The organism is Trichococcus sp. K1Tr (assembly GCF_028309625.1).
Classification (GTDB): Bacteria; Bacillota; Bacilli; order Lactobacillales; family Aerococcaceae; genus Trichococcus.
This window is the reverse complement of the sequence record NZ_JAQMHR010000006.1, coordinates 76,222-101,998: the sequence shown is the minus strand read 5'-3', so window position 1 is coordinate 101,998 and position 25,777 is coordinate 76,222. Positions and strand designations below refer to the sequence as shown.

Annotated in this window: 26 protein-coding genes; 19 read left to right on the top strand and 7 right to left on the bottom strand. The window is 46.4% G+C overall.

Annotation, left to right across the window (positions count from 1 at the left end; genetic code table 11):
• The first annotated feature begins 217 nt into the window (after positions 1 to 217).
• The 3 genes from PH235_RS10675 to PH235_RS10665 all read left to right on the top strand — a co-directional run bounded on the left by PH235_RS10675 (position 218) and on the right by PH235_RS10665 (position 1,580).
• Entirely contained in the window at positions 218 to 892 is a 675-nt protein-coding gene (locus PH235_RS10675) for a zeta toxin family protein (RefSeq protein WP_272162325.1), read from the top strand.
• Positions 885 to 1,046, top strand: a complete 162-nt coding sequence (locus tag PH235_RS10670) for a hypothetical protein (protein ID WP_272162324.1) — start codon at positions 885 to 887, stop codon at positions 1,044 to 1,046. Before PH235_RS10675 ends, PH235_RS10670 begins: the two co-directional genes overlap by 8 nt.
• A 156-nt stretch (positions 1,047 to 1,202) precedes the next feature.
• A complete protein-coding gene (locus PH235_RS10665) occupies positions 1,203 to 1,580 on the top strand; it encodes a RidA family protein (protein ID WP_272162323.1) in 378 nt (125 codons plus the stop codon).
• A 220-nt stretch (positions 1,581 to 1,800) separates the two neighbouring features.
• Here PH235_RS10665 and sdaAA read toward each other — a convergent pair whose 3' ends face one another.
• Together sdaAA and PH235_RS10655 are read right to left on the bottom strand one after the other, a co-directional pair.
• Entirely contained in the window at positions 1,801 to 2,739 is a 939-nt protein-coding gene (sdaAA, locus tag PH235_RS10660; RefSeq protein ID WP_272162322.1) for an L-serine ammonia-lyase, iron-sulfur-dependent, subunit alpha, read from the bottom strand.
• An 18-nt stretch (positions 2,740 to 2,757) separates the two neighbouring features.
• On the bottom strand, positions 2,758 to 3,438 hold the full coding sequence (locus PH235_RS10655) for a serine dehydratase beta chain (protein ID WP_272162321.1): 681 nt from the start codon (positions 3,436 to 3,438) through the stop codon (positions 2,758 to 2,760).
• A gap of 291 nt (positions 3,439 to 3,729) precedes the next feature.
• On the opposite strand from PH235_RS10655, the gene rpiA reads away from it, so the two are divergent.
• From rpiA to PH235_RS10640, 3 genes are all read left to right on the top strand, one after another.
• Positions 3,730 to 4,407, top strand: a complete 678-nt coding sequence (gene rpiA, locus PH235_RS10650; protein ID WP_272162320.1) for a ribose-5-phosphate isomerase RpiA — start codon at positions 3,730 to 3,732, stop codon at positions 4,405 to 4,407.
• A gap of 78 nt (positions 4,408 to 4,485) precedes the next feature.
• The gene (locus PH235_RS10645) at positions 4,486 to 5,787 is read left to right on the top strand and encodes a pyrimidine-nucleoside phosphorylase (protein WP_272162319.1); all 1,302 of its coding nucleotides are present in this window, start codon (positions 4,486 to 4,488) and stop codon (positions 5,785 to 5,787) included.
• A gap of 132 nt (positions 5,788 to 5,919) precedes the next feature.
• Positions 5,920 to 6,129, top strand: a complete 210-nt coding sequence (locus PH235_RS10640) for a hypothetical protein (RefSeq protein WP_272162318.1) — start codon at positions 5,920 to 5,922, stop codon at positions 6,127 to 6,129.
• A gap of 20 nt (positions 6,130 to 6,149) precedes the next feature.
• Here the strand turns inward: PH235_RS10640 and PH235_RS10635 are convergent, their stop codons facing one another.
• The gene (locus PH235_RS10635; protein WP_272162317.1) at positions 6,150 to 6,854 is read right to left on the bottom strand and encodes an MgtC/SapB family protein; all 705 of its coding nucleotides are present in this window, start codon (positions 6,852 to 6,854) and stop codon (positions 6,150 to 6,152) included.
• A 168-nt stretch (positions 6,855 to 7,022) separates the two neighbouring features.
• On the opposite strand from PH235_RS10635, the gene PH235_RS10630 reads away from it, so the two are divergent.
• The 3 genes from PH235_RS10630 to PH235_RS10620 all read left to right on the top strand — a co-directional run bounded on the left by PH235_RS10630 (position 7,023) and on the right by PH235_RS10620 (position 9,455).
• Positions 7,023 to 7,727, top strand: a complete 705-nt coding sequence (locus PH235_RS10630) for an AzlC family ABC transporter permease (protein ID WP_272162316.1) — start codon at positions 7,023 to 7,025, stop codon at positions 7,725 to 7,727.
• On the top strand, positions 7,720 to 8,043 hold the full coding sequence (locus PH235_RS10625) for an AzlD domain-containing protein (RefSeq protein ID WP_272162315.1): 324 nt from the start codon (positions 7,720 to 7,722) through the stop codon (positions 8,041 to 8,043). Before PH235_RS10630 ends, PH235_RS10625 begins: the two co-directional genes overlap by 8 nt.
• A gap of 386 nt (positions 8,044 to 8,429) precedes the next feature.
• Positions 8,430 to 9,455, top strand: coding sequence for an ABC transporter substrate-binding protein (locus tag PH235_RS10620; RefSeq protein WP_272162314.1), 1,026 nt, complete (start codon positions 8,430 to 8,432; stop codon positions 9,453 to 9,455).
• 395 nt (positions 9,456 to 9,850) lie between these two features.
• Here PH235_RS10620 and fni read toward each other — a convergent pair whose 3' ends face one another.
• Genes fni through mvk form a run of 4 tightly spaced genes read right to left on the bottom strand, consistent with a single transcriptional unit; the run spans position 9,851 to position 14,004 of the window.
• Positions 9,851 to 10,915 (bottom strand): type 2 isopentenyl-diphosphate Delta-isomerase, encoded by a 1,065-nt coding sequence (fni, locus tag PH235_RS10615; protein WP_272162313.1) that lies wholly within the window; start codon positions 10,913 to 10,915, stop codon positions 9,851 to 9,853.
• A complete protein-coding gene (locus PH235_RS10610; protein WP_272162312.1) occupies positions 10,912 to 12,027 on the bottom strand; it encodes a phosphomevalonate kinase in 1,116 nt (371 codons plus the stop codon). The genes fni and PH235_RS10610 overlap by 4 nt, the downstream gene beginning before the upstream one ends.
• 23 nt (positions 12,028 to 12,050) lie before the next feature.
• On the bottom strand, positions 12,051 to 13,058 hold the full coding sequence (gene mvaD, locus PH235_RS10605; protein ID WP_272162311.1) for a diphosphomevalonate decarboxylase: 1,008 nt from the start codon (positions 13,056 to 13,058) through the stop codon (positions 12,051 to 12,053).
• Positions 13,051 to 14,004: a mevalonate kinase gene (mvk, locus tag PH235_RS10600; RefSeq protein WP_272162310.1), complete on the bottom strand. Its 954-nt coding sequence runs from the start codon at positions 14,002 to 14,004 to the stop codon at positions 13,051 to 13,053. Before mvk ends, mvaD begins: the two co-directional genes overlap by 8 nt.
• A 393-nt stretch (positions 14,005 to 14,397) precedes the next feature.
• Here mvk and coaA point away from each other — a divergent pair, with 393 nt between their 5' ends.
• From coaA to PH235_RS10550, 10 genes are all read left to right on the top strand, one after another.
• On the top strand, positions 14,398 to 15,321 hold the full coding sequence (coaA, locus tag PH235_RS10595; RefSeq protein ID WP_086987514.1) for a type I pantothenate kinase: 924 nt from the start codon (positions 14,398 to 14,400) through the stop codon (positions 15,319 to 15,321).
• A gap of 21 nt (positions 15,322 to 15,342) precedes the next feature.
• Positions 15,343 to 16,896, top strand: a complete 1,554-nt coding sequence (guaA, locus tag PH235_RS10590) for a glutamine-hydrolyzing GMP synthase (protein WP_272162309.1) — start codon at positions 15,343 to 15,345, stop codon at positions 16,894 to 16,896.
• 217 nt (positions 16,897 to 17,113) lie between these two features.
• Complete coding sequence (locus PH235_RS10585) at positions 17,114 to 18,040, top strand: tyrosine-type recombinase/integrase (RefSeq protein WP_272162308.1); 927 nt, start codon at positions 17,114 to 17,116, stop codon at positions 18,038 to 18,040.
• 706 nt (positions 18,041 to 18,746) lie between these two features.
• Complete coding sequence (locus PH235_RS10580) at positions 18,747 to 19,010, top strand: hypothetical protein (protein WP_272162307.1); 264 nt, start codon at positions 18,747 to 18,749, stop codon at positions 19,008 to 19,010.
• A 28-nt stretch (positions 19,011 to 19,038) separates the two neighbouring features.
• Complete coding sequence (locus PH235_RS10575) at positions 19,039 to 19,227, top strand: hypothetical protein (protein WP_272162306.1); 189 nt, start codon at positions 19,039 to 19,041, stop codon at positions 19,225 to 19,227.
• Between the two features lie 303 nt (positions 19,228 to 19,530).
• Positions 19,531 to 20,805: an exonuclease domain-containing protein gene (locus PH235_RS10570; protein ID WP_272162305.1), complete on the top strand. Its 1,275-nt coding sequence runs from the start codon at positions 19,531 to 19,533 to the stop codon at positions 20,803 to 20,805.
• Positions 20,806 to 20,999: 194 nt separating this feature from the next.
• A complete protein-coding gene (locus PH235_RS10565; RefSeq protein WP_272162304.1) occupies positions 21,000 to 21,728 on the top strand; it encodes a GIY-YIG nuclease family protein in 729 nt (242 codons plus the stop codon).
• 1,068 nt (positions 21,729 to 22,796) lie between these two features.
• Complete coding sequence (locus PH235_RS10560) at positions 22,797 to 23,384, top strand: recombinase family protein (RefSeq protein WP_272162303.1); 588 nt, start codon at positions 22,797 to 22,799, stop codon at positions 23,382 to 23,384.
• A 1,142-nt stretch (positions 23,385 to 24,526) separates the two neighbouring features.
• Positions 24,527 to 25,480 (top strand): hypothetical protein, encoded by a 954-nt coding sequence (locus PH235_RS10555; protein ID WP_272162302.1) that lies wholly within the window; start codon positions 24,527 to 24,529, stop codon positions 25,478 to 25,480.
• Positions 25,477 to 25,776: a hypothetical protein gene (locus PH235_RS10550; RefSeq protein WP_272162301.1), complete on the top strand. Its 300-nt coding sequence runs from the start codon at positions 25,477 to 25,479 to the stop codon at positions 25,774 to 25,776. Before PH235_RS10555 ends, PH235_RS10550 begins: the two co-directional genes overlap by 4 nt.
• The last annotated feature ends 1 nt before the right edge of the window (position 25,777 follow it).

Sequence of the window (25,777 nt, the reverse complement as noted above, 5' to 3'; positions counted from 1 at the left end):
CACTAAAAACCATGTTAGGAAAGGTTTACAGCACCTTTAATTAAAATGGAAATCATAACAAAAATGATTTAAGACGTTCAAGTGAATTGGGCGTCTTTTTTTTTGTTTAAATTTATTTGGAAAATAGTTCTTTAGTGTAACCATCTTCAAGCTGCTGTCTTTTTTTCATAAATGTCGTATAATGATTATAAAATAAGGAAAGTAAGAAGGTGTAAATTTGGGCATCAATGATCAATATTTAGATTTCGCCAAGGTAAACAAAGATCAGTTCATTGAACGTATTATCGAAGGCAAAAATCCAAGTGGTGAAAAAGATGCTGTGTTTATGGCCGGAAGTCCAGGAGCTGGAAAAACAGAAGTTTCATCAGGTTTAGCTGAAAATTATGATAATCACGTTGTTATTGATGCTGATTATTATAGAACTCAGTTTCCAGACTATAATGGGAAAAATTCTAGTCTTTTTCAGAAAGCTTCTTCCTGGTTAGTTGAACAATCTTTGAAGTATGTGCTAGAAAATGGCTATTCTTTCATATTGGATGCAACTTTTGCGATTCTTAGTGCAGAAAAGAATATTACACGGGCATTGAAAAATGATTTCCGAGTAACCATTTTCTATGTTTATCAAGATCCCAAAATTGCTTGGCAATTTACTCGAGAACGTGAAATTGCTGAAGGCCGCCATGTTCCTAAACAAACTTTTATCAATGCGTTTATCAAATCAAGAGAAAATATTGAGAAGGTTAAAGGGAGATATCCTGAAGTTACACTTCACATTATTATTAAGGATTATCAAAATAATATCTCTGAAATTCATTTTGATACAGATAATGTTGGGTTGATATTGCCGTTACGATATACTTCAAAAGAATTGGAGGATGAGTTACATGACTGAGAAGGAACAAGTTAAAAAAATCGTTAATAAATACAACAAAAGTATCGCTGATTTGTCAGATAACGCTTCAGCAAAGGAGTTCAAAACTGTGATGAAATATATTGCAGATCAAGCGAATCTGAAACAACGTAAAATGGTAGGTTTAGATAAATAGGTATTGAAAAATAATAAATGTTTAGTAGCTGTTCAGAGTGAACTGTTCTTGGCTTTTTTGTTTACTGTCGACATCCCGTCGGTGAATTTCCGCTTCACAATCTGCGCAAGGTTGTGCTATCATTAAAATAAGATTAAAAAGAAAGAAGGGAATCTCTTGACTAAATTCATCAGCTCAGACAAAGCACCCGCAGCGATCGGTCCTTATTCGCAAGGAACAAGAAAGAACGGTTTCATCTTTTCATCCGGACAATTACCGATCGATATGGAAACGAAGGAACTTGTTTCTGACCCTGCTGCAGCGACAACTGCCAGCTTAAACAATGTGTTGACGATCGTCAAAGCGGGCGGCGGCTCGTTGGAATCAATCGTGAAAGTCAACGTGTTCGTGAAGGACATCAATGATTTCGACGCCATCAACGGCGCGTACACTGCATTCTTCGGCGAACATAAACCAGCCCGTTCCTTGGTGCAGGTTGCCGCTTTACCGAAAGATGCCGTCATCGAAATCGAAGCTATCGCAGCAAAAGACTAATAATAATAAAGAAGAACGGCTAATCTCACTTTTTGAAAGCCGTTCTTCTTTTATTTGATAGGAATGTGTTCGGGATGTCCGATTCTTCCGGGTTATCGGACAAGTTTCTATCTGAATGTGTTCTGTATGTCTGATTCTTCCGCGTTATTAGACATTCCTAGCATTGATGTGGATGCAGCACAATGAATCTCAGATCAATCAATTAGGAGAGAGACGTCCGCTATTCGAACGGATTCGCTTTGACCGGTGGCTGGTCATCCACCCATTCCGGCTTGATTTCCAGCTGCTGCCCGAAGATCATCATTTTCAGCCGAACCCCTTCCCGGGTGGCTGCGAGGCCTCCCAAGCCGGTTTCGCGCAGGGAAGCGGGAAGGTTTTTTCCGACTTTTCGCATCGCTTCGATCACATCGTCGGCGGGTATTTTGTTCGTCAGCCCGGCCAAGGCCATATCGGCGCTGATCAGGGCATTGACCGCACCAATCGCATTGCGCTTGACGCAGGGAATCTCGACCAGTCCGGCAACCGGGTCGCAGACGAGGCCGAGCAGATTGCTGATGGCCATCGCCATCGCTTCCGATGACTGCTCCGGCGTGCCGCCCGCGATTTCGACGGCCGCAGCGGCTGCCATCCCGGATGCGCTCCCGACTTCGGCCTGGCACCCTCCGGCAGCACCGGCGATCATGGCATTGTTGGCGATCACCATGCCGAAGCCGCTGGCGCAGAAAAGCATCTGGACCATCTGTTCCTCCGTGAGAGCCAATTTGTCCTTAATGGCGAACATCACGCCGGGCAAAGTCCCCGATGAGCCTGCAGTCGGTGTGGCGCAGATGATCCCCAACGAAGCATTGACTTCGTTCGTGGCGATGGCGCTCTCCACCGCAATCAGCAGGTCGTCGCCGGAAAGTGTATTGCCGCGTTGGCGGTAGTTCCGCAGTTTCACGGCTTCGCCGCCTGTCAAACCAGTGGGGGAAAACACGCCGTCGCCAGCCAAGCCTTTTTCGACTGCGGCTTTCATGACGTGGTAATTGTTGCGCATCTGTTCCCAAATTTCCGTGCGCGTCCTGTGGCTCTTGGCCATTTCCTGCAGCAGCATCAATTCGGAAATCGGTTTGCCGCTTTCCTCCGCGGCCGTAACCAGTTCTGCAATCTTATTGTACAAAGCGGTATTCCTTCTTTCCTAACTGATCAGTATCGCCTTTTCGATGAAAGGCAGTTCGTTGATTTCGTAGATCATTTCTTTAGTGGGGACCGTATCCAGATAGAGGACGACCCATTCGGTATCGCTCTCCCTGAAAATGCGGATATCGTTCAGGGGATAGCCTTTGAATGCGAAATAATTCTGCCATTCCGCTTCGCTGAACAGGTGGTATTGGAGCGTATTCTGGTGGATGAAATAGATAGGCAGATGCGCGTCCAAACGCATCGAAAAGTTGTCGATGTCGACCTGGTTCAGAACAATCGAACCGCCCCCGATGGAACTGCCCGTGACGGATATTTTTTTCTTGTCCCGTTCCAACACCATCGTGGCTGTGTTAGGGTGGCCGACGGGAGAGTCGCCGATTTCTTCGATGAAGGTCACGGCTATCTTTTGGGATTCGGCCATTTTGAGGGATTGCGGAATCATCGGATCGTCCGCCGCAAAACCGAGTATTCCGCCAAGGATCGCAAAATCGGTGCCGTGCCCGAGATGGGTATCTGCGAACGATTCGTAGTAATGGATTGTGACCTTTTTCGGTTTCACCTGAAAAAGTTGTGCTGCCGCCTTTCCCAACGCCAGAGCACCTGCAGTATGCGAGCTGGAGGGGCCGACCATCACCGGACCGATGATATCGAAAATGCTTCTGAATGTATGGCTCATGCCGATCCCCTTTCCTTATTGGTTGATAAAAGCTTGCCTCTCATTATAGCGAAAAGGCTGTCGGAATGACAGAAGGCCGACGCGCTTTTTAGGAGATTCTAATGGCACGGGCACGATTATCGTGAAAGCAAATTACGTGGACAATCTGTGCGCGACTTTCTGATTCATCCATAAAATGAAATTTTCATGTGGGATTGCAAAAGCTCTCTCATTATCGGCATTCCGGCATAGTAACGCTTCCTTTTCATATGATATAATGACTTCATCATCCTGAAAGGAACGCGTGAGAATATGGAACTAAAAGAACTGGTTGGATTAAAAGCTGCAGAATACATCAAAGACGGTATGACAGTAGGTCTGGGGACAGGCTCAACTGCCTATTATTTTGTGAAGGAAATCGGTAGACGCGTGAACGAGGAAGGATTGAAGATCACTGGGGTGACGACTTCGATCCAAACGAAGGAATTGGCTGAGTCGTTAGGGATTCCGTTGAAGAGTGTGGATGAAGTGACTTGCATCGATATCACTGTGGACGGAGCCGATGAAATCAGCGAAGATTTCCAAGGGATCAAAGGCGGCGGTGGGGCGCTTTTGTTCGAAAAAATCGTTGCCGACAATTCCAAGAAAGTCATCTGGATCGTCGATGAAAGCAAAATGGTGAAACATCTGGGCGCCTTCCCGCTACCAGTGGAGGTCGTCTGCTACGGATCGATCCAACTGTTCAATAAATTCAATGAAAAAGGCTACAATCCGGAATTCCGCAAGACGGCAAGCGGAGACTATTATTTGACTGATGAGAAGAACAACATCATCGATCTGCATCTGGGTGAAATTTTGGATCCGAAGGCACTTGCCGAGGACCTGATCCATCTGACCGGTGTCGTGGAACATGGTTTGTTCCTTGACTGTGTGGATACCGTTTTGGTCGGTACAAAAGACGGTGTGAAAGTGATTGAAGCGAAAAGATAAGCTTCAACTAAGATGCACAAAAACGTTTTGCGCTGTGCTTGATATTCGAAAAGTCAGATTCAGATGGAGGAAAAGCCTATGAGAATGGTAGATTTAATTATCAAGAAACAAGAAGGCAAAGCATTGACGAAAGAAGAGATCCGTTTCATCATCGATGGCTACACGGATGGATCAATTCCCGATTATCAGATGAGCGCATGGGCGATGGCCGTCTTTTTTCAGGACATGACCGATGAGGAACGGATGGAATTGACGATGGCCATGGCTGAATCCGGCGATCAGATCGATCTTTCCGCCATCGCGGGCATCAAGGTCGACAAACATTCAACCGGCGGCGTCGGCGACACGACTACGCTTGTGCTCGCGCCATTGGTCGCCAGCTGCGGCGTGCCGGTAGCGAAAATGAGCGGACGCGGCTTGGGGCATACAGGCGGCACGCTGGATAAACTGGAATCGATTCCCGGCTTCCACGTCGAGATCGATGAAGCGACATTCGCGTCCATTGTGAATGAAAATAAAGTCGCCGTCATCGGACAATCCGGCAATCTCTGCCCGGCGGACAAAAAATTGTATGCATTGCGGGATGTGACCGGAACCGTGAACTCATTGCCGCTGATCGCAAGTTCGATCATGTGCAAAAAAATCGCAGCCGGTGCGGATGCGATCGTGCTCGACGTGAAAACCGGAGCCGGCGCGTTCATGAAGACGGAAGAGGATGCGCGGGCACTCGCCCATGCCATGGTCAAAATCGGCAATCTGGCCGGCCGCAAAACGATGGCGATCATTTCCGACATGAGCCAACCTTTGGGCGTGGCGGTCGGCAATGCTCTGGAAGTTGAAGTTGCAATCGAAACGTTGAAGGGCAACGGGCCGAAAGACCTGGAGGCGCTCTGCATCGAATTGGGAAGCCAGATGGTCTATCTGGGCGGAAAAGCGGCTGATTTGGCTGAAGCCCGCGAATTGGTAACCGAGAACCTCCGCAACGGCAAAGCGTTGGAGAAATTCAAAGTTTTCATTGCTTCCCAAGGCGGGAACCCGGAAGTCGTTGATGATTATTCATTGATGCCGCAAGCCTCGCGCCAACAGGATGTTTTGGCGGAAGCATCCGGGTATGTGACGGAAATCGTTGCGGATGACATCGGCGTAGCTGCGATGTTGCTTGGTGCTGGGCGCGCCACGAAAGAAAGCACGATCGATCTGGCGGCCGGACTGAAGATCCTGAAGAAAGTCGGCGACCCGGTCCAAAAGGGCGAAGCAATCGTCAGGATGTTCGCCAACAAAGCAGATTTCGCCCAGGCCGAAAAGCTCATCCAGGAAGCCTATTCCATCGGCGAAGAGAGAAAAGAAATCACCTTGATCCACGGCGTCATCACAGACTGAAAACAAAAGCATCCGAGCCGTCTCATATAATATGAGGCGGCTTTATCTATTTATATGCGTTCGCATTCTGCGGCATAAGCTGTACGGAAGCGCACTGGATTGGATCGAATATATCTATATGATGGATGGAACATGAATAAAGGCCAAGTATTCATGTTTTCGGATGCTGGGGTGCGAAAAAAGATGAATATCGGAAAAGTATTCATCTTTTTGAGTATCTGGCGGACGAAAAAGATGAATAAGGATAATTTATTCATCTTCCTGAGCCGTCGTGGGACGAAAAAGATGGATATCGACCAATCACCCATGCCGGCCACTCGCAAAAGGGCTGCCTCAATTTAAGAGACAGCCCCATGCTTTTCCTATTGGTCGAAGCTTACGTTCGTGATGTCCTTGCTCATGTTCATCAGATCGTTCACCAGATCCTTTTTCTTGTAGTAATGCGGCAATCCGATCCCGTAGATGACGATGTATCTCGGGTGCTCGCTCTCCGGATTCTCGATCAGAAACTTCATGTCCGAAGTCTCGATGTTGTTTTCGGAAAGGAACAGTTCGATCGCCTTTTTCAGATCCTGGTGCCGGTAATGGATCTCCACATGCAGCCCGCCTATGGAAGTCCTGAGTTTTTTGATGATATGCAGAACGACATAAAGAATCAGGCAGCCGATGAAAGATAGGAAATAATAGCCCATCCCGACGGCAATACCGAGACCGGCGACCGTCCAAATCGTTGCTGCCGATGTCAGGCCGGTGACCGTATCCCGTTTGGTGATGAGGATTGTGCCGGCGCCGAGGAAACCGATGCCGCTGACGATCTGGGCGATGATGCGGGTAAAGTCGACCGTGATGCTGGATGCGATATCCGGATTGGCGATCGCCAAGTTCAGACTGTAAAAAGCGATTTCTAGCTGAATCAAGGTGATAAGGCAAGCTGAAACGGAAACGATGATGTTCGTCCGCAGACCTGCCGCTTGGCGGTTCTCTTCGCGTTCATAGCCGATGATGCCACCGACAAATACCGCCGCAAGCAAGCGCATCGTTATTTCCAATGTGCTGATGGCATACACAGCAGTCCCCCCTTTCAAAATAGAGCATTTCTTCTATTCTAATGCACGGACCGTTTTATGTAAAAGGAAATGACGATTTTCTGAAAATATGCAGAATCCTCCCGATTCTTCCGTCAGCATGTGATAAAATGGAAGATATTATGATTTTTTGATTAGAGGAGGGACAATATGTCGAAAAAAGAATGGCTGGAGGGGATGAAAGCCATCTATCCGGTTTGTTTCGGCTACATTCCGATGGGGTTAGCCTGCGGGGTTCTGCTGCAGCAAGCCGGCTATCATTGGCTGGCTGTCATGCTGATGAGCCTGCTCATCTATGGGGGCGCTTCCCAGTTCATGATCGCATCGATGACGGTGGCCGGGGCAGGGCTGCTGGAAATGGTCATCATGATTTTTTTCATCAATCTTAGGCACCTGTTGATGAGTTCCAGCTTGGCCCACAGAATCCGCGAGAAGAACACGGCTTTCAGCATGTTCTTTGCGCAGACGATCACCGATGAATCGTTCGCCGTCAACACGCTGTATTTCAAAACCGAAGGCATGTGGAATCCGACGAAAGCGATGGCTGCGAATGTGACGGCCTATTCAACTTGGATTTTGAGCACCGGGATCGGAGCGATGGCCGGTAAGAGCATCGCTTTGTCGCCGGTTGTGATGAACTACATCCTGATTGCGATGTTCATCTTCCTGCTCGTTTCCCAAATCGAGAACCGCATCGTGTTCTGGACGGCGGTATTTTCCGGCATCACAGCGGTCCTATTAATGAACTTGCTGCACCATAACATCGCCATCGTTCTGACGTCGATCTTGGCTTCCGGGTTCGGGCTCTATCTGCAGAACAAGAAAGACGAAAAGGAGGGGATTTTGCGTGGATGACAAAGCATTGTGGCTCATTTTGGGTGGCGGATTGGTGACTTTTTTGCCCAGATGGCTCCCGATTGTCGCCCTGAGGAATGCGCGGATTCCGATCTGGTTCCAGAAATGGATGAGCTTCCTGCCGGTTTCCATCTTTTCAGCATTGATCGCCTCGGATATCTTTTTCTGGGAGGGAAATGTTTCCTTGAACGCATTGGAAAACGCCAAATTGCTGCCTTCGCTCGTGACAGCTGCGGTAGCCTATTATTCAAAAAATATGATCCTTTCCGTCATCGTCGGCATCGTAGGCATCAGCCTGATGGTGTGGGCACTTTAAGTTTTCTTGTTGTTTTCTAATTATTTAGCCATCTTTTTATCATTATTCTGTTGACATGCTTTTGTTTGTTGATTATGATGAATGCATACCCAAGGGAAAAGGAGGCAGTCGAATGCAAACGATCACGCGTGTTACAGCAATGAACGGAAAAAGCTGGCAAATCCGCATAGTGTAGGTTGATCGTGTGACAGGACTGTCCATAGATGCAACCTCAGATTCAGTCTGGATTAGCGTCTATGCGGATTTTTCCTACTTTTACTTATTCAGGAAACCAACACCGCAAAGACTATTAGGGTCTCTGCGGTGTTTTTGTATCCAAAAATGCGTTGCCGATCCAGATTGGGATGTGTACGAAAAATCAAATTTCAAAAAATGGAGGAGTTTTGATGATGAAAAATACGATGAAAAACATGTTACGAATGAGTTCGGTATTGGCAATCGGGATATTGGCTGCTTGCGGAAATACAGCGTCGGAAAGTGATTCTTCTGCAGCGACGACGGAAAGCAAACAGGAAAAAGTCTATATTGGCATTCTGCAGTTGACGACGCATCCGGCTTTGGATCAGATTACGGAAGGGATCATGGATGAATTGGCGGCGGCCGGCTATGTCGACGGCGAGAATGCCACCATCGATTTCCAGAATGCGCAAGGGGACCAGGCCAACATGAAATCGATCGCGGAAAGCTTCGTCAGCCATGACGCGGACATCATGATCAGTGTTGCGACACCTGCCGCGCAAGCATTGAAGAACGCATCAGATGAGATTCCGGTGATTCTTGGGGCAGTACAGGATCCGGTCGGCGCCGGCTTAGTCGAATCTTTGGAAGCTCCCGGCAGCAATGCAACGGGGCTGTCTAACCGGACACCATCCAATGAACAGATGGCATTGATCAAGCAATTCCTGCCGGATGCCACAACAATCGGTGTCATGTACACAACTGCCGAAGACAATGCGATCATCTCCGGCCAACGCGCCGAGCAAGCGGCAGCGGACTTAGGCTTCGAGGTCGTCACGAGAACGATCACTACTTCGAACGACATCGCCCAAGCGGCGGAAAGTCTGGCTAAAGAAGTGGACGCGATCTATGTGCCGAACGATAATGTCATCGCGAGCGGGATGGCAACCTTGGTGGATGCGGCCGATGCATTCGGCATCCCGGTTTTCCCGGCGGCTGACACAATGGTGAAAGACGGCGGCGTTGCAACTTTCGCGCCAAGTCAATACGGCATGGGTACGCAGATCGGCCAAATCGCGGTCGACATCCTGAAGGGCGCGGATCCGGCGACTTATCCGGTCCAGTTGGTCAAAGAGAATTCCGTTTACATCAACCAAGCCAAAGTGGACGAATTGGGCTTGACGATTCCGGAAGAAGTCAAAGCCGATGCGGTGTTTGTGGAATTGGCTGAATAATAATTGTTTAGAGGAGGGGCTTCATCCAAGTGCGGATGGGCCTCTTTTTTTGGCGTGGCGCTAGTTAGGCGATTACTGAGGTTACCGGATACAGAACAAAAGCCATGAGGATATGTCGGCCGAACGCATGAATTATTAGTGTGAACAGCCGAGACATACCGAATGTCTTGACTGAACGTATCAAGCGTTGGCGCGAACAGCCGAGACACACCGAATGCGTTGACTGAACGTATCAAGTGCCTCACCGAACAGCCGACGCAGCGGGGGTTTGTCGATTGTTCGCCCGTAAATCCAAAATAACAGCATATATCAAAACTACACCCAACAAAAAAACGCGCCAGCGACCGGTATCATTCTCCCGTTCGCTGGCGCGTGCTATTTATATTTAGATCAGGTTACTTCACTGAACGATTGGCGTACTGACGGTAGTCGATCCCGCGCATGTCGCACCAGTCGAGGATGTCCCGTTGGAAGATAAGATCTGTTCGATCCAGATCGGCAACCGATGTTTTGCCCAGCATCGCCATCACCGTTGTGATCTGTTGCTTCCAGGCTTCGACCGTTTCGGCCGTCTTATCCGGTCCATCGCTCAGGACCTTATGCAGGAATTGGCCGGAAAGGCCGACAGCCTTCGCGCCCAGGCTCAAAGCCTTGACGATGTCCAATGGTGTTTTGATGCCGCCGGATGCCAGGAACTCCGCTTTGCCGCGATGAACATCGGCTTCAAGCAAAGAGATCAAAGTCGATTGGCCCCAGTTTTCCAGGTCGTCATAGGCTATGGCCGTGCGCCTTGCGTTTTCGATCGCCGCAAAGTTTGTGCCGCCTTTGCCGGAGACATCGATCGTCCGGACACCTACCGCAATCAATTGCTGGATCGTTTCCCGGCTCATGCCGAAGCCGACTTCCTTCACGATGACGGGGACGCCGACATGCGCGGTGATCTCTTCGATCTGACGAAGCCACATCGTGAAATCGCGGTCGCCTTCCGGCATGATCATTTCCTGTGGTGCGTTGATGTGGATCTGCAGAGCATCGGCTTCCAGAATATCCACGGCGCGCTTGGCATTCTCAAGCGAATGGTGGGCACCGATATTCGCGAATATCTGTCCGTTCGGGTTCACCTTGCGGATGACCGAAAAGCTGTCGCTCACGCTGGGATCCTTCAACGCCGCACTGACGGAACCGGAAGCCATCGCCAAGCCGGTCATTTTTGCGACTGTCGCCAAATCGGCATTGATCCGTTTGGTCCGCTCGCTACCGCCGGTCATGCCGTTGATGTAGAAGGGCGCAGCCAGGTTCATCCCTGCCATCTCCGTCTGCAGCGAAATATCCGCCACCTTCAGATTGGGCAAAGAGTGATGAACAAAGCGCATCTTCCCGAAGTCGGAAAGGTCGGCTGGTTGATACTGTTTTTCGGCCAGATCGACATGCTGGTCTTTTCTGTTTGAATCAAGCGTCATTCGGAAGCTCCTTTCCAATCAATGGCTGCTGCACTTCTAACGTAGCTGAAGACGTGCAGCGGCAAGTTCATGATCCCGACTTTTTCCCATTCCGAAATCAAGGGGATGATGCCAGATTGCCTGTCGATGATGACGATGCCGCAGTCTCCGCCGCCGGCACCGGATGATTTTGCCGCACCCAGGTTCTCTTCTGCCAAATCGCATAATTGCGTCAATGGGGGCGTTTCAATGACGACGCCGGTGTGCACAGTCAACTGTTGCAGCAGCAGGCGGTTCTCACGGATGCCTGCTTGAATCATCTTCAGATCGCCATGTTCGAAAGCGGCGATCATAGCATTTACGCACTTTTTGCTGGCTTCCAGGAATGTTTTGTAAAAATCATCGATGCCGCCGCGGACATCATTGACGCGGTCGACAAGATGGGTGGTCGAAGCCGGGGAGCCGGTCCAACCGATCACCAACCGCAGATTGGCTGGTGGTGTCAATGGCCGGATCATTAATTGCGGCCAGGCTGATTCCAACAAATCGGTGAGCGTCAGCTCGGTTGCCTTCTTCATTACCCATTCCCTGTCGAAACAGGCATACGCGATCCAGCCGCCGTAGGTACTTGCGGCAATGTCACCGAAGGAGCCGTTGCTTTTGACGGACAGGTGCGCCAAAGAAGCCAGTTTGTAAACCAACTCAAAATCCGGATCGATTGCATAAAATTTCAGCAACGCTTTGATCGTTGCGACCGTTACAGCGCCGCTCGATCCCAGTCCGTATTTTTTTCCGCTGGCGTTGTCCAACTCGCTCTTCACGGACAGATGGAAATAGGATAACAGTATCCCGGTTTCTTTGATGTAGCGTTCCGTCACCTTGACAGCCTCGGTAATGTAGAGGAAAGGATTTTCGCGCTGGTCGATGACCAACTGATCCTCTTCGCGGATCCAAGGAATCGGCAAACCGCCATACTGCGCCGACCGGATCGTCCCGGTCGTATCGGCTTCCTCCAAAGAAACCGTAATGAACTGATCCAATGCGACCAAAATCGATGGGTGGCCCGGCGTCACTACCGCATATTCTCCGGCGATGAACAATTTACCCGGAGCACTTGCTTCTGTTACAGTCATGAATTCAACCCTCTCTGTTCCTGTTAGTCGTTCCAACTGTAGACAGCGCGTTCGTCTGCAGTCAATTCCCGGATTCCTTTTCCGGGCTTGGTGATGATCAATTTATCCTCTGTGAAATGTTCCAGCAACGCTGCTTTTATCGTTTCGGCTTGCGAAAGGCGGCACAGCACCTTCACATTCGGGCCGGCATCCATCGTGACATAACAAGGGATGCCTTGTTTGCGCAAAGCCTGTGCGGTCTTGATGGCGACGATGCTGTCCGGTTCCCAATAGGAAAAAGGCGGTTCCGCCCCTAACATGGTTCCGTGCATCTTCATGCCGTTCGCTTCGGTGATTTCGCCCAAACGGACGAAATCCTTCGCAGCGATGGCTGCTTTGATGTCCAGGATATCTCTTTTCGCCGATTCCACCCAAGCCGGATAGAAGGGCGAAGTTTCGACAGTCCGTTTCATGCCGACGCGGCTGGAGACTTCCTTTGCTTTCTGGTTGACGGCCACAATGACCATACCGATATCCCAGCCGGCATCGTCGACCGGTACCGCGAAGGAATCGTCGGAACAAGTCCCCATATCCCATTCCACAAAACCGCCGTAGATGCTGCGCGTGGCACTGCCGCTGCCGCGTCTTGCAAAGGTCGACAATCGCTGCGGATCCAAATCAAGTCCCAAAGCCAAGTTGGCAGCTCCTGCCAAAGCAGCGAAGGCGGAGGCTGATGAGGCCAAGCCGGCTGCGGTAGGGACGTGATTGATGCTTTCAACGCGCGCACGTATGGCTGTCTTTTTTTCTTCACGGAACAGATCAAGGAATTTGGAGATTTTTTGTGTCTCTTTTTCGCCTTGCTTCTCGCCGTTCAGATAGAAGGAATCCTGCGGGAGGGCTTCATCGAAGACGACCATCGTATCCGTATAGAGTTTATCCAAAGTCATGGAAAGGCTGCTGTTCATAGGAAGAAAGTCGGTTTCATCCCGCTTCCCCCAATATTTGATCAGCGCGATGTTGGTATGCGCTCGGACATAAGCTTTCTTAGGCATCTTCATTTCCTCCCATTTGATAGATCCAAGTCCGGATCGCCCCGGCTTGGCGTATAGCTTCTTCAACTTTTTCCGCTTCGGAGCGGGTACCGGCCAAAGCAATCATGCAACCGCCGCGTCCGCCGCCTGTTAATTTGGCGCCCAGCGCTCCTGAAGAAAGGGCGGCTGATACGAGTCTGTTCAGATCAGGACTGGATACGTCCAGAAAAGACAACACCTCATGGGCCTGGTTCATCAATTGCCCCAATTGTTGCGGGTCATTTGCTTCGATTGCTGACTTCGCCCTTTGAGCAAGGTTGCCCAAACGGGTGATGGCGGCTCGGTACGGTTGCGGATTTTTTCCGTTCAGTTTTGTGGCGATGCTGGTTACTGCTTCCTTTGTTTGGCCTGTCACGCCGGTATCCCCGACAATCATGTAAGCCTTCAGGTTCAAAGGAAAAGCTTCGAATGGCTGGCCTTTGATGTAAAAGAGCGGTGCCTCGCCGCTTGCCGTTGCGGCATCCAGACCGCTGGGGTTTCCGTGTGCAACCATCTCGGATATATTAACGAGCCGCAGCAAGGTCGCTTGGTCCAGCGGCTTATCGAAGTAGGCGAAAAGGGCGCGGGTCAAGGCCACCGAAACGGCAGCGCTGGAACCCATGCCTCTTTCGGCCGGGATGGTGCTCGCGAGCGAAATCGCCAAATCCTTGTCCGAAACCTGCAGTTCGGCCAAAGCCGATTGGATCGCTGTCCGCATGCTTTCCAGGATTTCAGGCATTTCTGCAGCGATGCCGTTATAATAGGAACAATCAATGGTCAAGGGACCTTCCGCTTCGCATACGGTCGCGGTCATTTCAACTGCCGGGAAGGGCAGTGCAATGGATGGCTCCCCGTGGACGACAGCATGTTCACCCATCAGGATGATTTTGCCGTGAGATTTGCCGGTTGAGCAACGAGTTTTTATCATATGGGATCGTCCTTTACTGGTTATGAATCAAGCGGAAAAGTCGTACTGTCGCTGATTCTTACGCGTCTTCTATTATGCTTGCTGTACATGGATTTTGCAAATCGGCATGATTTCGCCAGATCATTCGCATTTTAAATTCTTTTTTAAATAAAATTTGACGAATTCAGCACATATTTTCCGCTATTTTCTTTCATCATTTTCATTGTATCGGAGCAAAAATGCAAAGTAAATCAAATCTTTGGGATTTTACGGAAACTTAAAAAGCTTTACCACCGCAGAAAGCAAAGATTAGGTTTCAATTAAAATTTAATGTTCGTATTTGATGGGGGTTAAATTTTCAGAAAAGTGTGATACAATTACCAAAAGTTTGATTATTTCCAGAAGGGAAAAGCTATGATAGAAGATAGAAACTACTACGAAATCCATCGTGAAGAATGGCAAACTTTTCATCAAGATTCCATTCCGACAATCACGGAAGAGGAACTGAAGGAATTGACATCATTGAATGATAGGCTTTCATTGGAAGATGTTAAGGATGTCTATGTGCCGTTGGTGCATATGTTCGATATTTACTTGCAGCAGTACCGGAATCTTCAGCGGGATAAAAGCAGATTTCTTGGCAGATCCTATGAACCGTCGCCGCTCATCATTGGCGTTACGGGTAGTGTCGCAGTCGGTAAAAGCACGACAGCACGTGTCCTGCAGAACCTTTTGAAGCGGGCTTATCCGACAAAAGCTGTCGAATTGATGACAACAGATGGTTTCCTGTATCCGAACCGGATATTGAGGGAACGCAACATCATGGATCGTAAAGGATTCCCGGAAAGTTACGATATGGAAAATTTGGTGCAATTCCTGTTGGATGTGAAGACAGGCAAGCCGAATGTCCGGTTTCCGGTCTATTCCCACCGCATCTATGATATTGTCCCTGGCGATTATGAGGAAGTGAATCATCCGGATATCCTGATCGTGGAAGGGATCAATGTGCTGCAGTTGCCGAGCAATCAACAGATTTACGTCAGCGACTTCTTTGACTTTTCCATCTATGTGGATGCCGAGGAAGAGATGATCGAAAAATGGTACATCGAACGTTTCGAAATGCTGATGGACTTGGCAATCGATCAACCGGACAATTATTATTACAACTATGCAATCGGCAAACGCGAGGATGCCATCGAGATGGCCAGAGGCGTCTGGAAAAGGGTCAACCTCAAAAACCTTCGGGAGTATATCTATCCCACGATCACACGGGCAAATTTAGTGATTCATAAAACAACGAATCACTTTATTGATGAATTGTACATAAAAAAATATTAAGGAAATTGGAGAGATTATTAGATGATAGAGCAATTTACCGAGTTGGAAAAAATCGTCGTACTGGATTTCGGCAGTCAATATAACCAATTGATTACACGACGCATCCGTGAATTCGGCGTATTCTCAGAGTTGGTTTCACACCGCACAACTGCTGAAGATATCAAAGCGATGGGGAACGTCAAAGGGGTCATTTTCTCCGGCGGCCCGAACAGCGTCTATGAAGACGATGCTTTCAAAGTCGATCCGGCCATTTTCGCTTTGGGCATCCCTGTACTGGGCATTTGCTACGGCATGCAATTGATGACCGACCATTTCGGCGGAAAAGTCATTCCTGCTGATGAAAGAGAATACGGACGTTCCGATATCCAAATCCTTGATTTGGATACGCCAATGTTCAAAGGCCTTTCCGACATCGAGTCTGTCTGGATGAGCCATGGTGACAAAATCACTGAAATTCCTGCTGGCTTCAAAGTGACTGCGACAAACGACAACTGTCCTGTTGCAGCCTTCGCCAATACAGCAGAAAAATTCTACGGCGTTCAATTCCATCCGGAAGTACAGCACTCTGTACACGGCAATGAAATGCTGAAGAACTTCGCCTTCGAAGTCTGCGGCTGCTCAGGCAACTGGTCGATCGCCAACTTCATCGAAATCGAAACCAAAAAAATCAGAGAAACTGTCGGCGACAAAAAAGTCTTGTTGGGACTGTCCGGCGGGGTTGATTCAAGCGTAGTCGGCGTGTTGCTGCACAAAGCGATCGGCTCTCAATTGACTTGTATCTTTGTTGACCACGGCCTTTTGCGCAAAGGCGAAGGCGATCAAGTTATGGAAAGCCTTGTAGGCAAATTCGGCTTGAACATCATCCGCGTTGATGCGAAAAAACGTTTCATGGACAAACTGGCAGGCGTCAGCGATCCGGAACAAAAACGTAAAATCATCGGTAACGAATTCGTTTACGTATTCGATGATGAAGCTACGAAATTGCAAGGCATCGACTTCTTGGCGCAAGGAACGCTTTACACCGACGTGATCGAAAGTGGAACGGAGACTGCCCAAACAATCAAGTCCCACCACAACGTAGGCGGACTGCCTGAAGATATGCAATTCAAGTTGATCGAACCATTGAACACATTGTTCAAAGATGAAGTCCGCGAATTGGGAACACAACTTGGCATGCCTGACAGCATCGTTTGGCGCCAACCATTCCCAGGCCCTGGTTTGGGTATCCGTGTCATCGGCGAAATCACCGAAGAAAAATTGGAAATCGTCCGCGAATCAGACTACATCCTGCGCGAAGAAATCGCGAATGCTGGTTTGGACCGCGATGTATGGCAATACTTTACAGTCCTGCCAGGCTTCCGCAGCGTAGGCGTAATGGGCGACGGCCGTACGTATGACTACACAATCGGTATCCGCGCCGTGACATCCATCGATGGCATGACGTCCGACTGGGCTCGCATCCCTTACGAAGTGTTGGACAAAATTTCCCGACGCATCGTAAATGAAGTGAAGCACGTCAACCGCATAGTGTACGACATCACGAGCAAGCCACCATCGACCATCGAGTGGGAGTAACCCGGGCATTTTCCGGTTGTTATTGCCGTTAGAAACGTTGATATATCAGGCTATTGTAGGTATTAATACAGCTATTTAGCAGTTTATACCTTATACTATTTACCTGATTGAGGTGCAACTATAGTACACGTTATATCAAATTTAATAAGCTAGTGCTTTTAAGCACCCTTTTAACTTGAATTTCCTTAAATGGAACAGGTTAGGAGGGTGCTTTTTTATGCTTATTCGGGATGCTATAGAGGATTTTACGCTAAATCAGGAGATATTAAGCAGAGCTCAAAAGTATATCGAGCTTTGCACGTATACCCTGGAGGAGTTTGAAACGTTCTTATTTAAGCAGTACGAGATAAAAACGATAGAGGCCATTAAATCAGCGCATATTAAACAGTTAATTAGATACTGGCAACAGTCCGGGCGCCTTAAAAACATTACAATAAACGGCAATATTGCCCGGGTAAAGTCTTTATACACGTTCCTAGTAGAGGAGGAGTATATAAGCCGTGACGATAACCCTACACGGTTTATAAAGAATCTGAAAGAGGAAAAGACTGTAATAAGAACATTTAACGACAGAGAAGTAAGGGCCATGCTTAAGGACTGTGAGGGCCGGACGTATAGCAATATCCGGGATATGTTAATGCTTATGCTACTTTTTGACTGTGGTTTGAGGGTGTCGGAATTGATCGGGATTAAGACAGAGGATATTAACCGCAACGGGCTACTTGTCAGAGGTAAGGGGAGCAAGCAGAGGCTTATGTATATCAGCCCCAGGGTTAAACGGCAGATGAACAAATACAAGTTTGCTAAGGAGAAACGCTTTTCTAATTGGGACCCTGAGGAGCTAGAGGATTATTACTTTTTAACGCAGTCAGGCAAGAAAGTTACACGTACCCGCATTAATCAGATGTTAAAGGAACACGGTAAGAACGTAGGAGTAAGGGAGGGTGTAAGGTGTTGCCCGCATGATTGCAGACATTACTTTGCACAAAAACAACTGAGGAACGGGATAGACATTTACAGCCTTTCCCGGCTACTGGGCCATTACGATACGACAATAACAGCCACGTATTTAAAAGGGCTTGATGATGAAATGATCGTTAAGCACGGGGTTAAAACTAGCCCCTTACAGAATCTTAAGCAGTAAATGAAAACTGAATATAAGGGCACAAAAAGAGCCCTATAACCGTTATTACCAGGTATTGGAGTACCTTAGTAACGGCCTGATAAAACAACTATCAGACGGAACGGCTACAGAGCTATATAAGTAATTTTAGCAGTGTAGCGGTTAAATTTCAAGTATACGAAACCCTATACAACGGGATCAGCGCTTGTACTGTTATCTGAAAGTGTATCAGGAGCAGTATAGGCGCTTTTTACGTTGCTCTAACGTCTATCCCGGAGGAATGTTAGTTACCGGGCGAGGACGGTTATAAACCAGGCACGGCTCAGCCATTGTACTAACCCTAGTAAGAGAGCAGGGTTACTTTGCGTAAGAATACCACAAGCAAAGGGGCGAGCACGGCCCTGGGAGCTATTCCCTAAACAGTGAGGCAGGCTTGTCTGTTTTTGGCGGGCCCGTTAACCATTAAGCCGGATACAAAGCCCGTTACACAAAACACGGGAGCGGTACTCTTAAAGTCTCAACCGCAGAACGAAATGCAGAGATATGCCGGTAAAGGGTTGTCTGAGGAGCAGATAAAGACATAAAAACGGGCTTACATTCTATACCATACCAATAGAATAACGTTCTTTTGTAGGGCGTATTCTGCCCATAGCCCGGCAAGCCGGACAGGAACTAACAGCATAACCAACGGCAATAATAAACTTAATATAAAAGGAGAAATGACAGCATGAATAAGACGGTAACAGCGGGACGATCAATTACACAGGAGGCACAACATGAACAGGTAACCCAGGCACGGCTTAATGAGGTAGTGGACGTACTGGCAGAGGAATTAGGGAGTAACGCCCTTATAGATATGTTAATCAGTAACCTGGGGGACAAAGCTATTACCGTGCTTACAGATATTGCCGAGGAAATAGGTTTAGGACAGGAGGTACAGGATCACTTAAGGGCTGATGGCGAGGAACAGGAGCATTTTAAGGTAGTTTAACAAGAGCATACAGAGAGGAGCGCTTAACATGGGACAGCATTATATAGCTAAGAATAACGTTAAAATAACTGTAGACAAGGATTACCTAGCTAACATGCTTATGTTTTTGGGGGACAAGGTGGAGGCGTGCTACCAGGCGGAGACCGATAGAATTATCCAAAGTTTGATACAGCAGATTGAAGCCGGGGCTGTAGTACCTGAGGATACAGAGACCTAGGGGCAGGAAAGCCGTAAGCCCTGGAATAACAGCACTACCTGGATAGCAGTATCCCTAACTTAATAGCCACCCTTAAGGCTCTTACAGGCAATCGCTGTAGGGGCCTCTTTCTTTCATACGCTTTTTAAGCACAGCTAAAAGCCTGGACACTACACCCTGATTATCACTAAAGTTAAATTATTTTTACAGTTGATTGTAAAATATATAGGGCAAAATTACGGCATAAAGAGTATACTAAAGGAAGATACACAGCTTTTTATCTCAGTGTTGGCTTTACAATAACAGCTAGGGAGATGGGGAAAGATGGAGGGTATTAATTTTGTAGCTTTAGACGTAGAGACTGCTAATTACAATAAGGGGAGTATTTGTTCTATCGGTTTAGTTAAGTTTCTTAACGGTGAGATAGTGGATACTTTTGATACGTTAATAAACCCCGAGGAAGAATTCGACGGCTATAACATTTATATACATGGGATAACTGGGGACGCAGTGAAGAACAGCCCTACCTACCCGGAAATAGCCCCCGATATTTTAAGTTTTATTGACAGCCTACCAGTAGTGGCACATTATGCCCCGTTTGATTCAGGAGCCATAAGAGAATGTAATGAGAAATACGGTATTAATGATTTTTACATGGAATACTTTTGTTCTTACTACCTTTCAAAAGCCGTAATTTCACGTTTAAGTTACAAGCTGAAAAACCTGGCTAAAGAATTTAATATCCCTCTTAACCATCATAACGCTCTATCAGACGCACAGGCCTCAGGGTTAATAATAACAGAGCTGATCAGGCAGAGTAATGCGCAAGATCTTGCTGACCTACTGGATAAAACGCACTATAAGCGGTTGGGTGTTATTAATGGTAGTGAGCGGTCCCCTTTCTCAAAAGCAATAAGGCACATCAAAAAAGAGCATGTTAATTTATTAGATACCCTGGATCCTAGCTATTTTAATGAGGACCACCCGTTCTATCGTAAATATGGAGCAGTGACCGGTAAATTAGAGACTGGGCCCCGTGAGTATATATTCGAGTTGTTCGGCAAAGTTGGGGGTATTAGAGAGGAAAACATTACAAAGAAAACTAACTTTCTGATCATGGGCGAGCAAGATTTAAGCCATTTGAACGGTAAGAATGAGAGCAGTAAGATGATTAAAGCTAGGAAATACCTGGAACAAGGACAGGATATAGAGTTAGTAGGTGAGGACGATTTCCTAAGGATGTTACAGCTACCGATAACGGAGGAAGAGCAGGCTAACCTTACGGCGGAGGCAGAGCAGGATGACCTTAAGAAAATCACATCTACTAACGGTTTTACTTTTATTATTGATGATACGAGTTCAGACAGGGATAAACGTCAAGGTATTTACAGGGGCGATCACATTCTGTTAAGCAGGCGGAAAACTTTAGACCCTGTTACTCCGTTCTTTGCCAAGGACTCTCAAACAGTGAGATATGAAAATGTATCGGAAATTGCAGATCCTGCGGATATTGAAAGAGAGATATTCCTTACGCTTAAAGCCGGCCAGGACCTTACAGAGGATCAAAAGGAATATATAAAGAGTAATTATGTAAGATAAACTATAGTAATCAGAGGTATCTGTAAATTTAAAGTAACTTAATAGTGTAGGTTGTTCTGAACCACGAGGCGGAACAGCCTTTTTTTATGTATACAACTAAAACGACATTGTGGGCCGGAAATTCAAGACTAATAAGAATAGATAAATAAGTTAAGGTATCATGATGTTTAAAGATAGAATTCAGGGGTGATTGCATGCTTACAGAAAGTGAAATAAGTTGGATAAGAGAGGTGCTGGGTGATGAACCTTTTGGAGAAATATCTCCGTCATATTTTTATAGAAAGGATCTTGAAATCGAACGAACCCAAAACAAAAGACGCGTTAGGAAAGAGCTAGATAGTTTACGAAAAGAAATGCCAAAATATGCTCCCAAAGACTTTTATGAACTTAAGAAGAAAGGAACAAGTGAATATCTTGTTGGTATTTATCTTATCTATAATTATGATAGAGACCTTTATTATGTGGGTAAATCGAAAAATATGGTTAACAGAGTATATGAACATTTTATGCTAAATATGGGAAGTCCCGAATTACATGAAGATTATTGTTCGGGAGAAAAATTCAGCATTAGCTTGATTCCTTTAGCAAAAACATCGTTCTCATCTTTAGATGATTTAGAGGATTATGCGATAAGGGCATATGATTCATTATTACCAAATGGATATAACAAAATACCGGGGAACATAATGGTGAAACCCATTTACAGAAACGATGATCACAAAATAATATCAGATTTAATATTAAATGACATAAAGGAAACGGAAGAATTTTTTAGTCTATCTAATGACAAAAAGAGGAGGAATTACATCCGTGATTTACTCTCAGAACTAAACTTACCGCAAAACTGGAGTTTTATTTCAAGTTTTATGAAAGCGATAAAAGAATATCAAAAAGATTATAAAAAAACGAATAAACCACAATAAAATCGGGGGCTGGTCAAAAAGAGCGTATCAAAAATAACGACATATATAGTATGTAAAGTGTATCCGAACACAATGATGGATGGCCTTTATATTTGAAATTGTAGATAAAAATAAATTGGCGACAACATATCAAGAATTAATTATAATTGAGCATGTAAAGTTTTAATACATTGATCAAATCATATTAAAGGAGTTGCTTTGCAATGAGAATGTTTATGAAGACGCTTATAAGAATCGCTATGTTTCTGTTAATTATCATTATCATATCTTTGTTCCCAATAATTTTCGGTAGCGTGCTGTACGAAGCCGTAAGTTGGACCATGCTAGTATTACCATTTTTGTTTGTTGCGTTTTTGATCGTGGCAATAGGCTTAATGTTACGTATCTACAAGAACAAATAAAAAAACAAAGTAAAAAATGAATTCGTAAAAGCGTATTAACAACAACTGCATGTATACGGTATGTTAGGCTTATTCGAACTAGGTGGCCCTGTTTGAAAACTATTTTTAGGAATTGTAAAAATTTTATAGGGTTATCCTGTTTTTTTAAAAGCTAAAAACCTGGGTACGGGGGTACAGGACAGTATGGTGGCTGTAGACTACCGTACTGTCCTGTTTTCCGTTCCCCGGATCCCGTACTGTTAAAACGCCCCGTGCAGAATCTCAGAGGGGGTGTCCCCCGGGGTACCCAGGTCCGCCCTATAACTAGGCCTACAACGTGAAAAAAAGACTCAGACAGCGAAAACTAATCGTACAGCTTAATACATTTACTAAAGGTAAAACGCTGTTAAATGGCTGTTATGCGCTGTTTATTAACGTATCATTAACAGTAACAAGGTTGCGATCCTGGGTAATACAGTTAGTATCACAGGAGTTTAACAGCCGTACCTAGGATAAACAGTAAAGCCCCCAGATATAGCCAGTCCCCTAGCCAAGTATAACCGTAAATAGAACGCCTTGTATCATTGAGGTATACTCACTTGACACAATAGCGGAATGGCTTTATACTAGGGTTATGGATGTATCAGGTGAGTGTATCAAGAGTAAGCGGGGAAAAGGGGTTATTACAATGATTTACGGATATGCAAGGGTCAGCTCAGTAGGTCAGGATCTTACAATACAAAAGAAAGCCCTAAAGGGGGCCGGGGCTGAAAAGATTATCTCAGAGAAAGCAAGCGGTAAGAATACAGACCGGGCCGGGCTAAATAAGCTACTTAATCAGCTACAGGCCGGAGATACGTTAATCATTACCAAAATGGACCGTATAGCCCGTAACGTTACCCAGGGCATACAGCTTATAGACAGCCTAAACGATAAGGGAATAACCCTAAACGTGCTTAATATGGGCGTATTCGACAACAGCCCTACCTCTAAACTTATAAGGAATATCCTGTTATCTGTAGGGGAATGGGAACGGGAAATGATACTAGAACGGCAACGGGAGGGCATAGCAGAGGCTAAGGCTAGGGGCGTATATAAGGGTATGCCTAAAAAGTACACTAAGGACAATAAGAACTTACAGCTTGCCTTAGAGTTAATGGCTAACCGTGATACCAACGGAAAGAGCGTTAACGATATTGCAGAGGCTACAAAGATAAGCCGGGCTACCATTTACAGGGAATATCGGGCGCAAGGAGCACGGCAGTATAGCAACTAAACAGCAGTTATATCAGGGGCCTACAGGGTCCCTTTTTTGTTGCCCTGGGAACAAAGGTTTACCGGATCCACAGCAAGGCCTATAACGTTATTAAGGGCCCTACAGCGTTAACAGGGTCCTTGTAATTAAGGCTATCCCTTTTCTAGCCCTGTAGGAACAGCAACGGGAACAGTGGTAGGACCGGCCCAAAGCACAGCAGTAGCAAGGGTTTAACGTTCTTAATGCCGGTGAATTGTTAAATATTGGGCCAGTGGAACGGTCAGGCACAGCCGGCACTTCCTGGGTGTAACGGGTATTTTTACAGTGCTACACAGTACCTATACAGCCCTTAAACAGCGTATAAACGTCCTAGCCCCCTGGTACAGCATTACCTGGAAATACAGCGGTACAGCAAGGGCCCGGGTTTATACCTGAGGGCCTCCTTTTTTACCCTTTTTTTACAGTGTATCCTCATAAGTACCTTACCCCAGGGCTTTTCGTACCTCTTTTATATACGGTAATAACCGTTAGTTAAGGTTAACCCTTATAGGGTCCCTACCGGTCCCCTGGCCTACCGGCCCCGCCTAAAACAATACCTGAGATATTACCTTTTTAGTTAACAAGGATCCAGTAACAGTACCCAAGGCTTACGGCTTAACGGCTATACAGTACCCCGGCCAGGACGTTATAAAGAAAAGGGATTTAAATATGGTTATTTTGTAAGGATGCGGGCGTAGCCCGTCGTGAAGCCGTAGGCTAACGAGTATTCTTTATTAACTGTTAAACAGTATTAAGGCAGTGGGAACGTTAGAAAGGCAGTAATAAACAGTTAGATAACGGGGATCAGGTTAGAAGATTAAGAAGGGTTCTTTTTAGGATGAAACGCTGTACGCTTACGGCCCCAAAGGTTACAGCGTTTTTTTAGCCTGAAAGTCTTGCCACTTATGCAATGTCTGAGGCGTATTTTGACCCACTTTTGCATTGTTTGAACACGCTATAGCCGGGAAAGTCCTGGACTATAGCTTTTTTTTTATGGTTTATGTCCTACGTAACTGGAGAAATGGCATAACACCTAGAGTCACAGATAACCGTTTTCCCTCTTAATATAGTAATAGAACGGGAAAAGAAAGCCCGTTACTAACATTTAGGAGGGATCGCTAACAATGGGTATTAACAACAATACTAACAAAGGCACTAACCTAGCTTTAGTCAATACAGAAACAGGGGAAATAATCAGCGATGTAGCAAATTACAGAACAGTGGCACAGCAAAAGGCCTACCATCAGCTTAAGCATAAAGAAACACAGCTAGCCTCAGCTGATACTAAACCGGAACAGTTTATCTTTGCCGGAATGCAGGAACTAAAGGAGAGGCTGGAAAATATGACAGAATTAACATTTAGACAACTGGGGTACCTGGCTGTAATCAGCACTTACGCAGGTTATGACGGTATTTTAAAACTGACGGATCAGAGCAACGTACCAATGAACAAGGCGGAGCTTAAAGAGGCACTTAAAATAGGAAAGGACCAAACCCTTAACGAGCTGATTAAGGACCTGAAAACGGCCGGCTTTTTAACAGAAATCACGGTAGATAAGTACGGGCAGAGACGCACAGCATTTCTGTTAGATACGTCTATTCTGTTTAGGGGAGCAGGTGCAGGTAATGGCGTAAATGAAAAAGCTAAACTATGGCAGGCAAACATACAGCAGGCCTTTAATGATGGCACTGTAACGGTTTATAACCTGGGGCTATTGTTTGCCATTATCCCCTACTTGTCCTATGAGAGCAATATTCTAGCCTATGACGTTATGGAACGTGAGGGGGATAAAGTCCAGGGTATCGCTATTGTAGACCTGGCAGAAATGCTAAATATAGACGTAAGCACGTTACAGCGCAACATGAACAGCGCTAAGTTTGACGGTATGCACATCTTTGGCAAGTCCCAGGCAGGAAAAGAAAAGTTCATTAAGGTTAACCCTTTGATTGTTTACCGTAAAGCAGGCGTACCGCCTCTAAGCTCTTATATTGAGTTCAAAGCTAAGGTTGGTAAGCCGAAAAAGAAAACTGTTACAACTAAGAAAACAGCAACTAACCAGGGAGGCACAACAGCATGAGCATAGACAGCATAAGCAAGGCATACAGTAAAATTAATTTTACAAAGCCCCGTAAGCAGGCCGTTATTACACGGGAGAGCCTGGGTATTTCGATCCGAGGACCTGAAAAGAATGAACGGGTAAAGAGCCCTACAGAGCGTATCAGCAACGGCCTACAGGCTAGAAAAGACGCCAAGTTTGAAAAGGAACTACAGAAACGGGCTAAGGCCAGTAATGACGCAATCGCTAAGAAGAACATAGAGGACCATGAAAAGGCAATGGCACACTTAAACGCTAACACGAAAGGGAGTAAATAAA

What these genes read in the sequence shown, in the direction of transcription:
- PH235_RS10630 (WP_272162316.1), top strand. Translation starts at nt 7,023, where the DNA reads ATGTCGAAAAAAGAATGGCTGGAGGGGATGAAAGCCATCTATCCGGTT.
- PH235_RS10560 (WP_272162303.1), top strand. Translation starts at nt 22,797, where the DNA reads ATGATTTACGGATATGCAAGGGTCAGCTCAGTAGGTCAGGATCTTACA.
- PH235_RS10655 (WP_272162321.1), bottom strand. Translation starts at nt 3,438, where the DNA reads ATGAGCCATACATTCAGAAGCATTTTCGATATCATCGGTCCGGTGATG.
- PH235_RS10565 (WP_272162304.1), top strand. Translation starts at nt 21,000, where the DNA reads ATGCTTACAGAAAGTGAAATAAGTTGGATAAGAGAGGTGCTGGGTGAT.
- guaA (WP_272162309.1), top strand. Translation starts at nt 15,343, where the DNA reads ATGATAGAGCAATTTACCGAGTTGGAAAAAATCGTCGTACTGGATTTC.
- mvk (WP_272162310.1), bottom strand. Translation starts at nt 14,004, where the DNA reads ATGATAAAAACTCGTTGCTCAACCGGCAAATCTCACGGCAAAATCATC.
- PH235_RS10555 (WP_272162302.1), top strand. Translation starts at nt 24,527, where the DNA reads ATGGGTATTAACAACAATACTAACAAAGGCACTAACCTAGCTTTAGTC.
- PH235_RS10645 (WP_272162319.1), top strand. Translation starts at nt 4,486, where the DNA reads ATGAGAATGGTAGATTTAATTATCAAGAAACAAGAAGGCAAAGCATTG.
- mvaD (WP_272162311.1), bottom strand. Translation starts at nt 13,058, where the DNA reads ATGCCTAAGAAAGCTTATGTCCGAGCGCATACCAACATCGCGCTGATC.
- PH235_RS10620 (WP_272162314.1), top strand. Translation starts at nt 8,430, where the DNA reads ATGATGAAAAATACGATGAAAAACATGTTACGAATGAGTTCGGTATTG.
- rpiA (WP_272162320.1), top strand. Translation starts at nt 3,730, where the DNA reads ATGGAACTAAAAGAACTGGTTGGATTAAAAGCTGCAGAATACATCAAA.
- coaA (WP_086987514.1), top strand. Translation starts at nt 14,398, where the DNA reads ATGATAGAAGATAGAAACTACTACGAAATCCATCGTGAAGAATGGCAA.
- PH235_RS10580 (WP_272162307.1), top strand. Translation starts at nt 18,747, where the DNA reads ATGAATAAGACGGTAACAGCGGGACGATCAATTACACAGGAGGCACAA.
- PH235_RS10575 (WP_272162306.1), top strand. Translation starts at nt 19,039, where the DNA reads ATGGGACAGCATTATATAGCTAAGAATAACGTTAAAATAACTGTAGAC.
- PH235_RS10550 (WP_272162301.1), top strand. Translation starts at nt 25,477, where the DNA reads ATGAGCATAGACAGCATAAGCAAGGCATACAGTAAAATTAATTTTACA.
- PH235_RS10570 (WP_272162305.1), top strand. Translation starts at nt 19,531, where the DNA reads ATGGAGGGTATTAATTTTGTAGCTTTAGACGTAGAGACTGCTAATTAC.
- fni (WP_272162313.1), bottom strand. Translation starts at nt 10,915, where the DNA reads ATGACGCTTGATTCAAACAGAAAAGACCAGCATGTCGATCTGGCCGAA.
- PH235_RS10640 (WP_272162318.1), top strand. Translation starts at nt 5,920, where the DNA reads ATGAATAAAGGCCAAGTATTCATGTTTTCGGATGCTGGGGTGCGAAAA.
- PH235_RS10670 (WP_272162324.1), top strand. Translation starts at nt 885, where the DNA reads ATGACTGAGAAGGAACAAGTTAAAAAAATCGTTAATAAATACAACAAA.
- PH235_RS10610 (WP_272162312.1), bottom strand. Translation starts at nt 12,027, where the DNA reads ATGACTGTAACAGAAGCAAGTGCTCCGGGTAAATTGTTCATCGCCGGA.
- PH235_RS10585 (WP_272162308.1), top strand. Translation starts at nt 17,114, where the DNA reads ATGCTTATTCGGGATGCTATAGAGGATTTTACGCTAAATCAGGAGATA.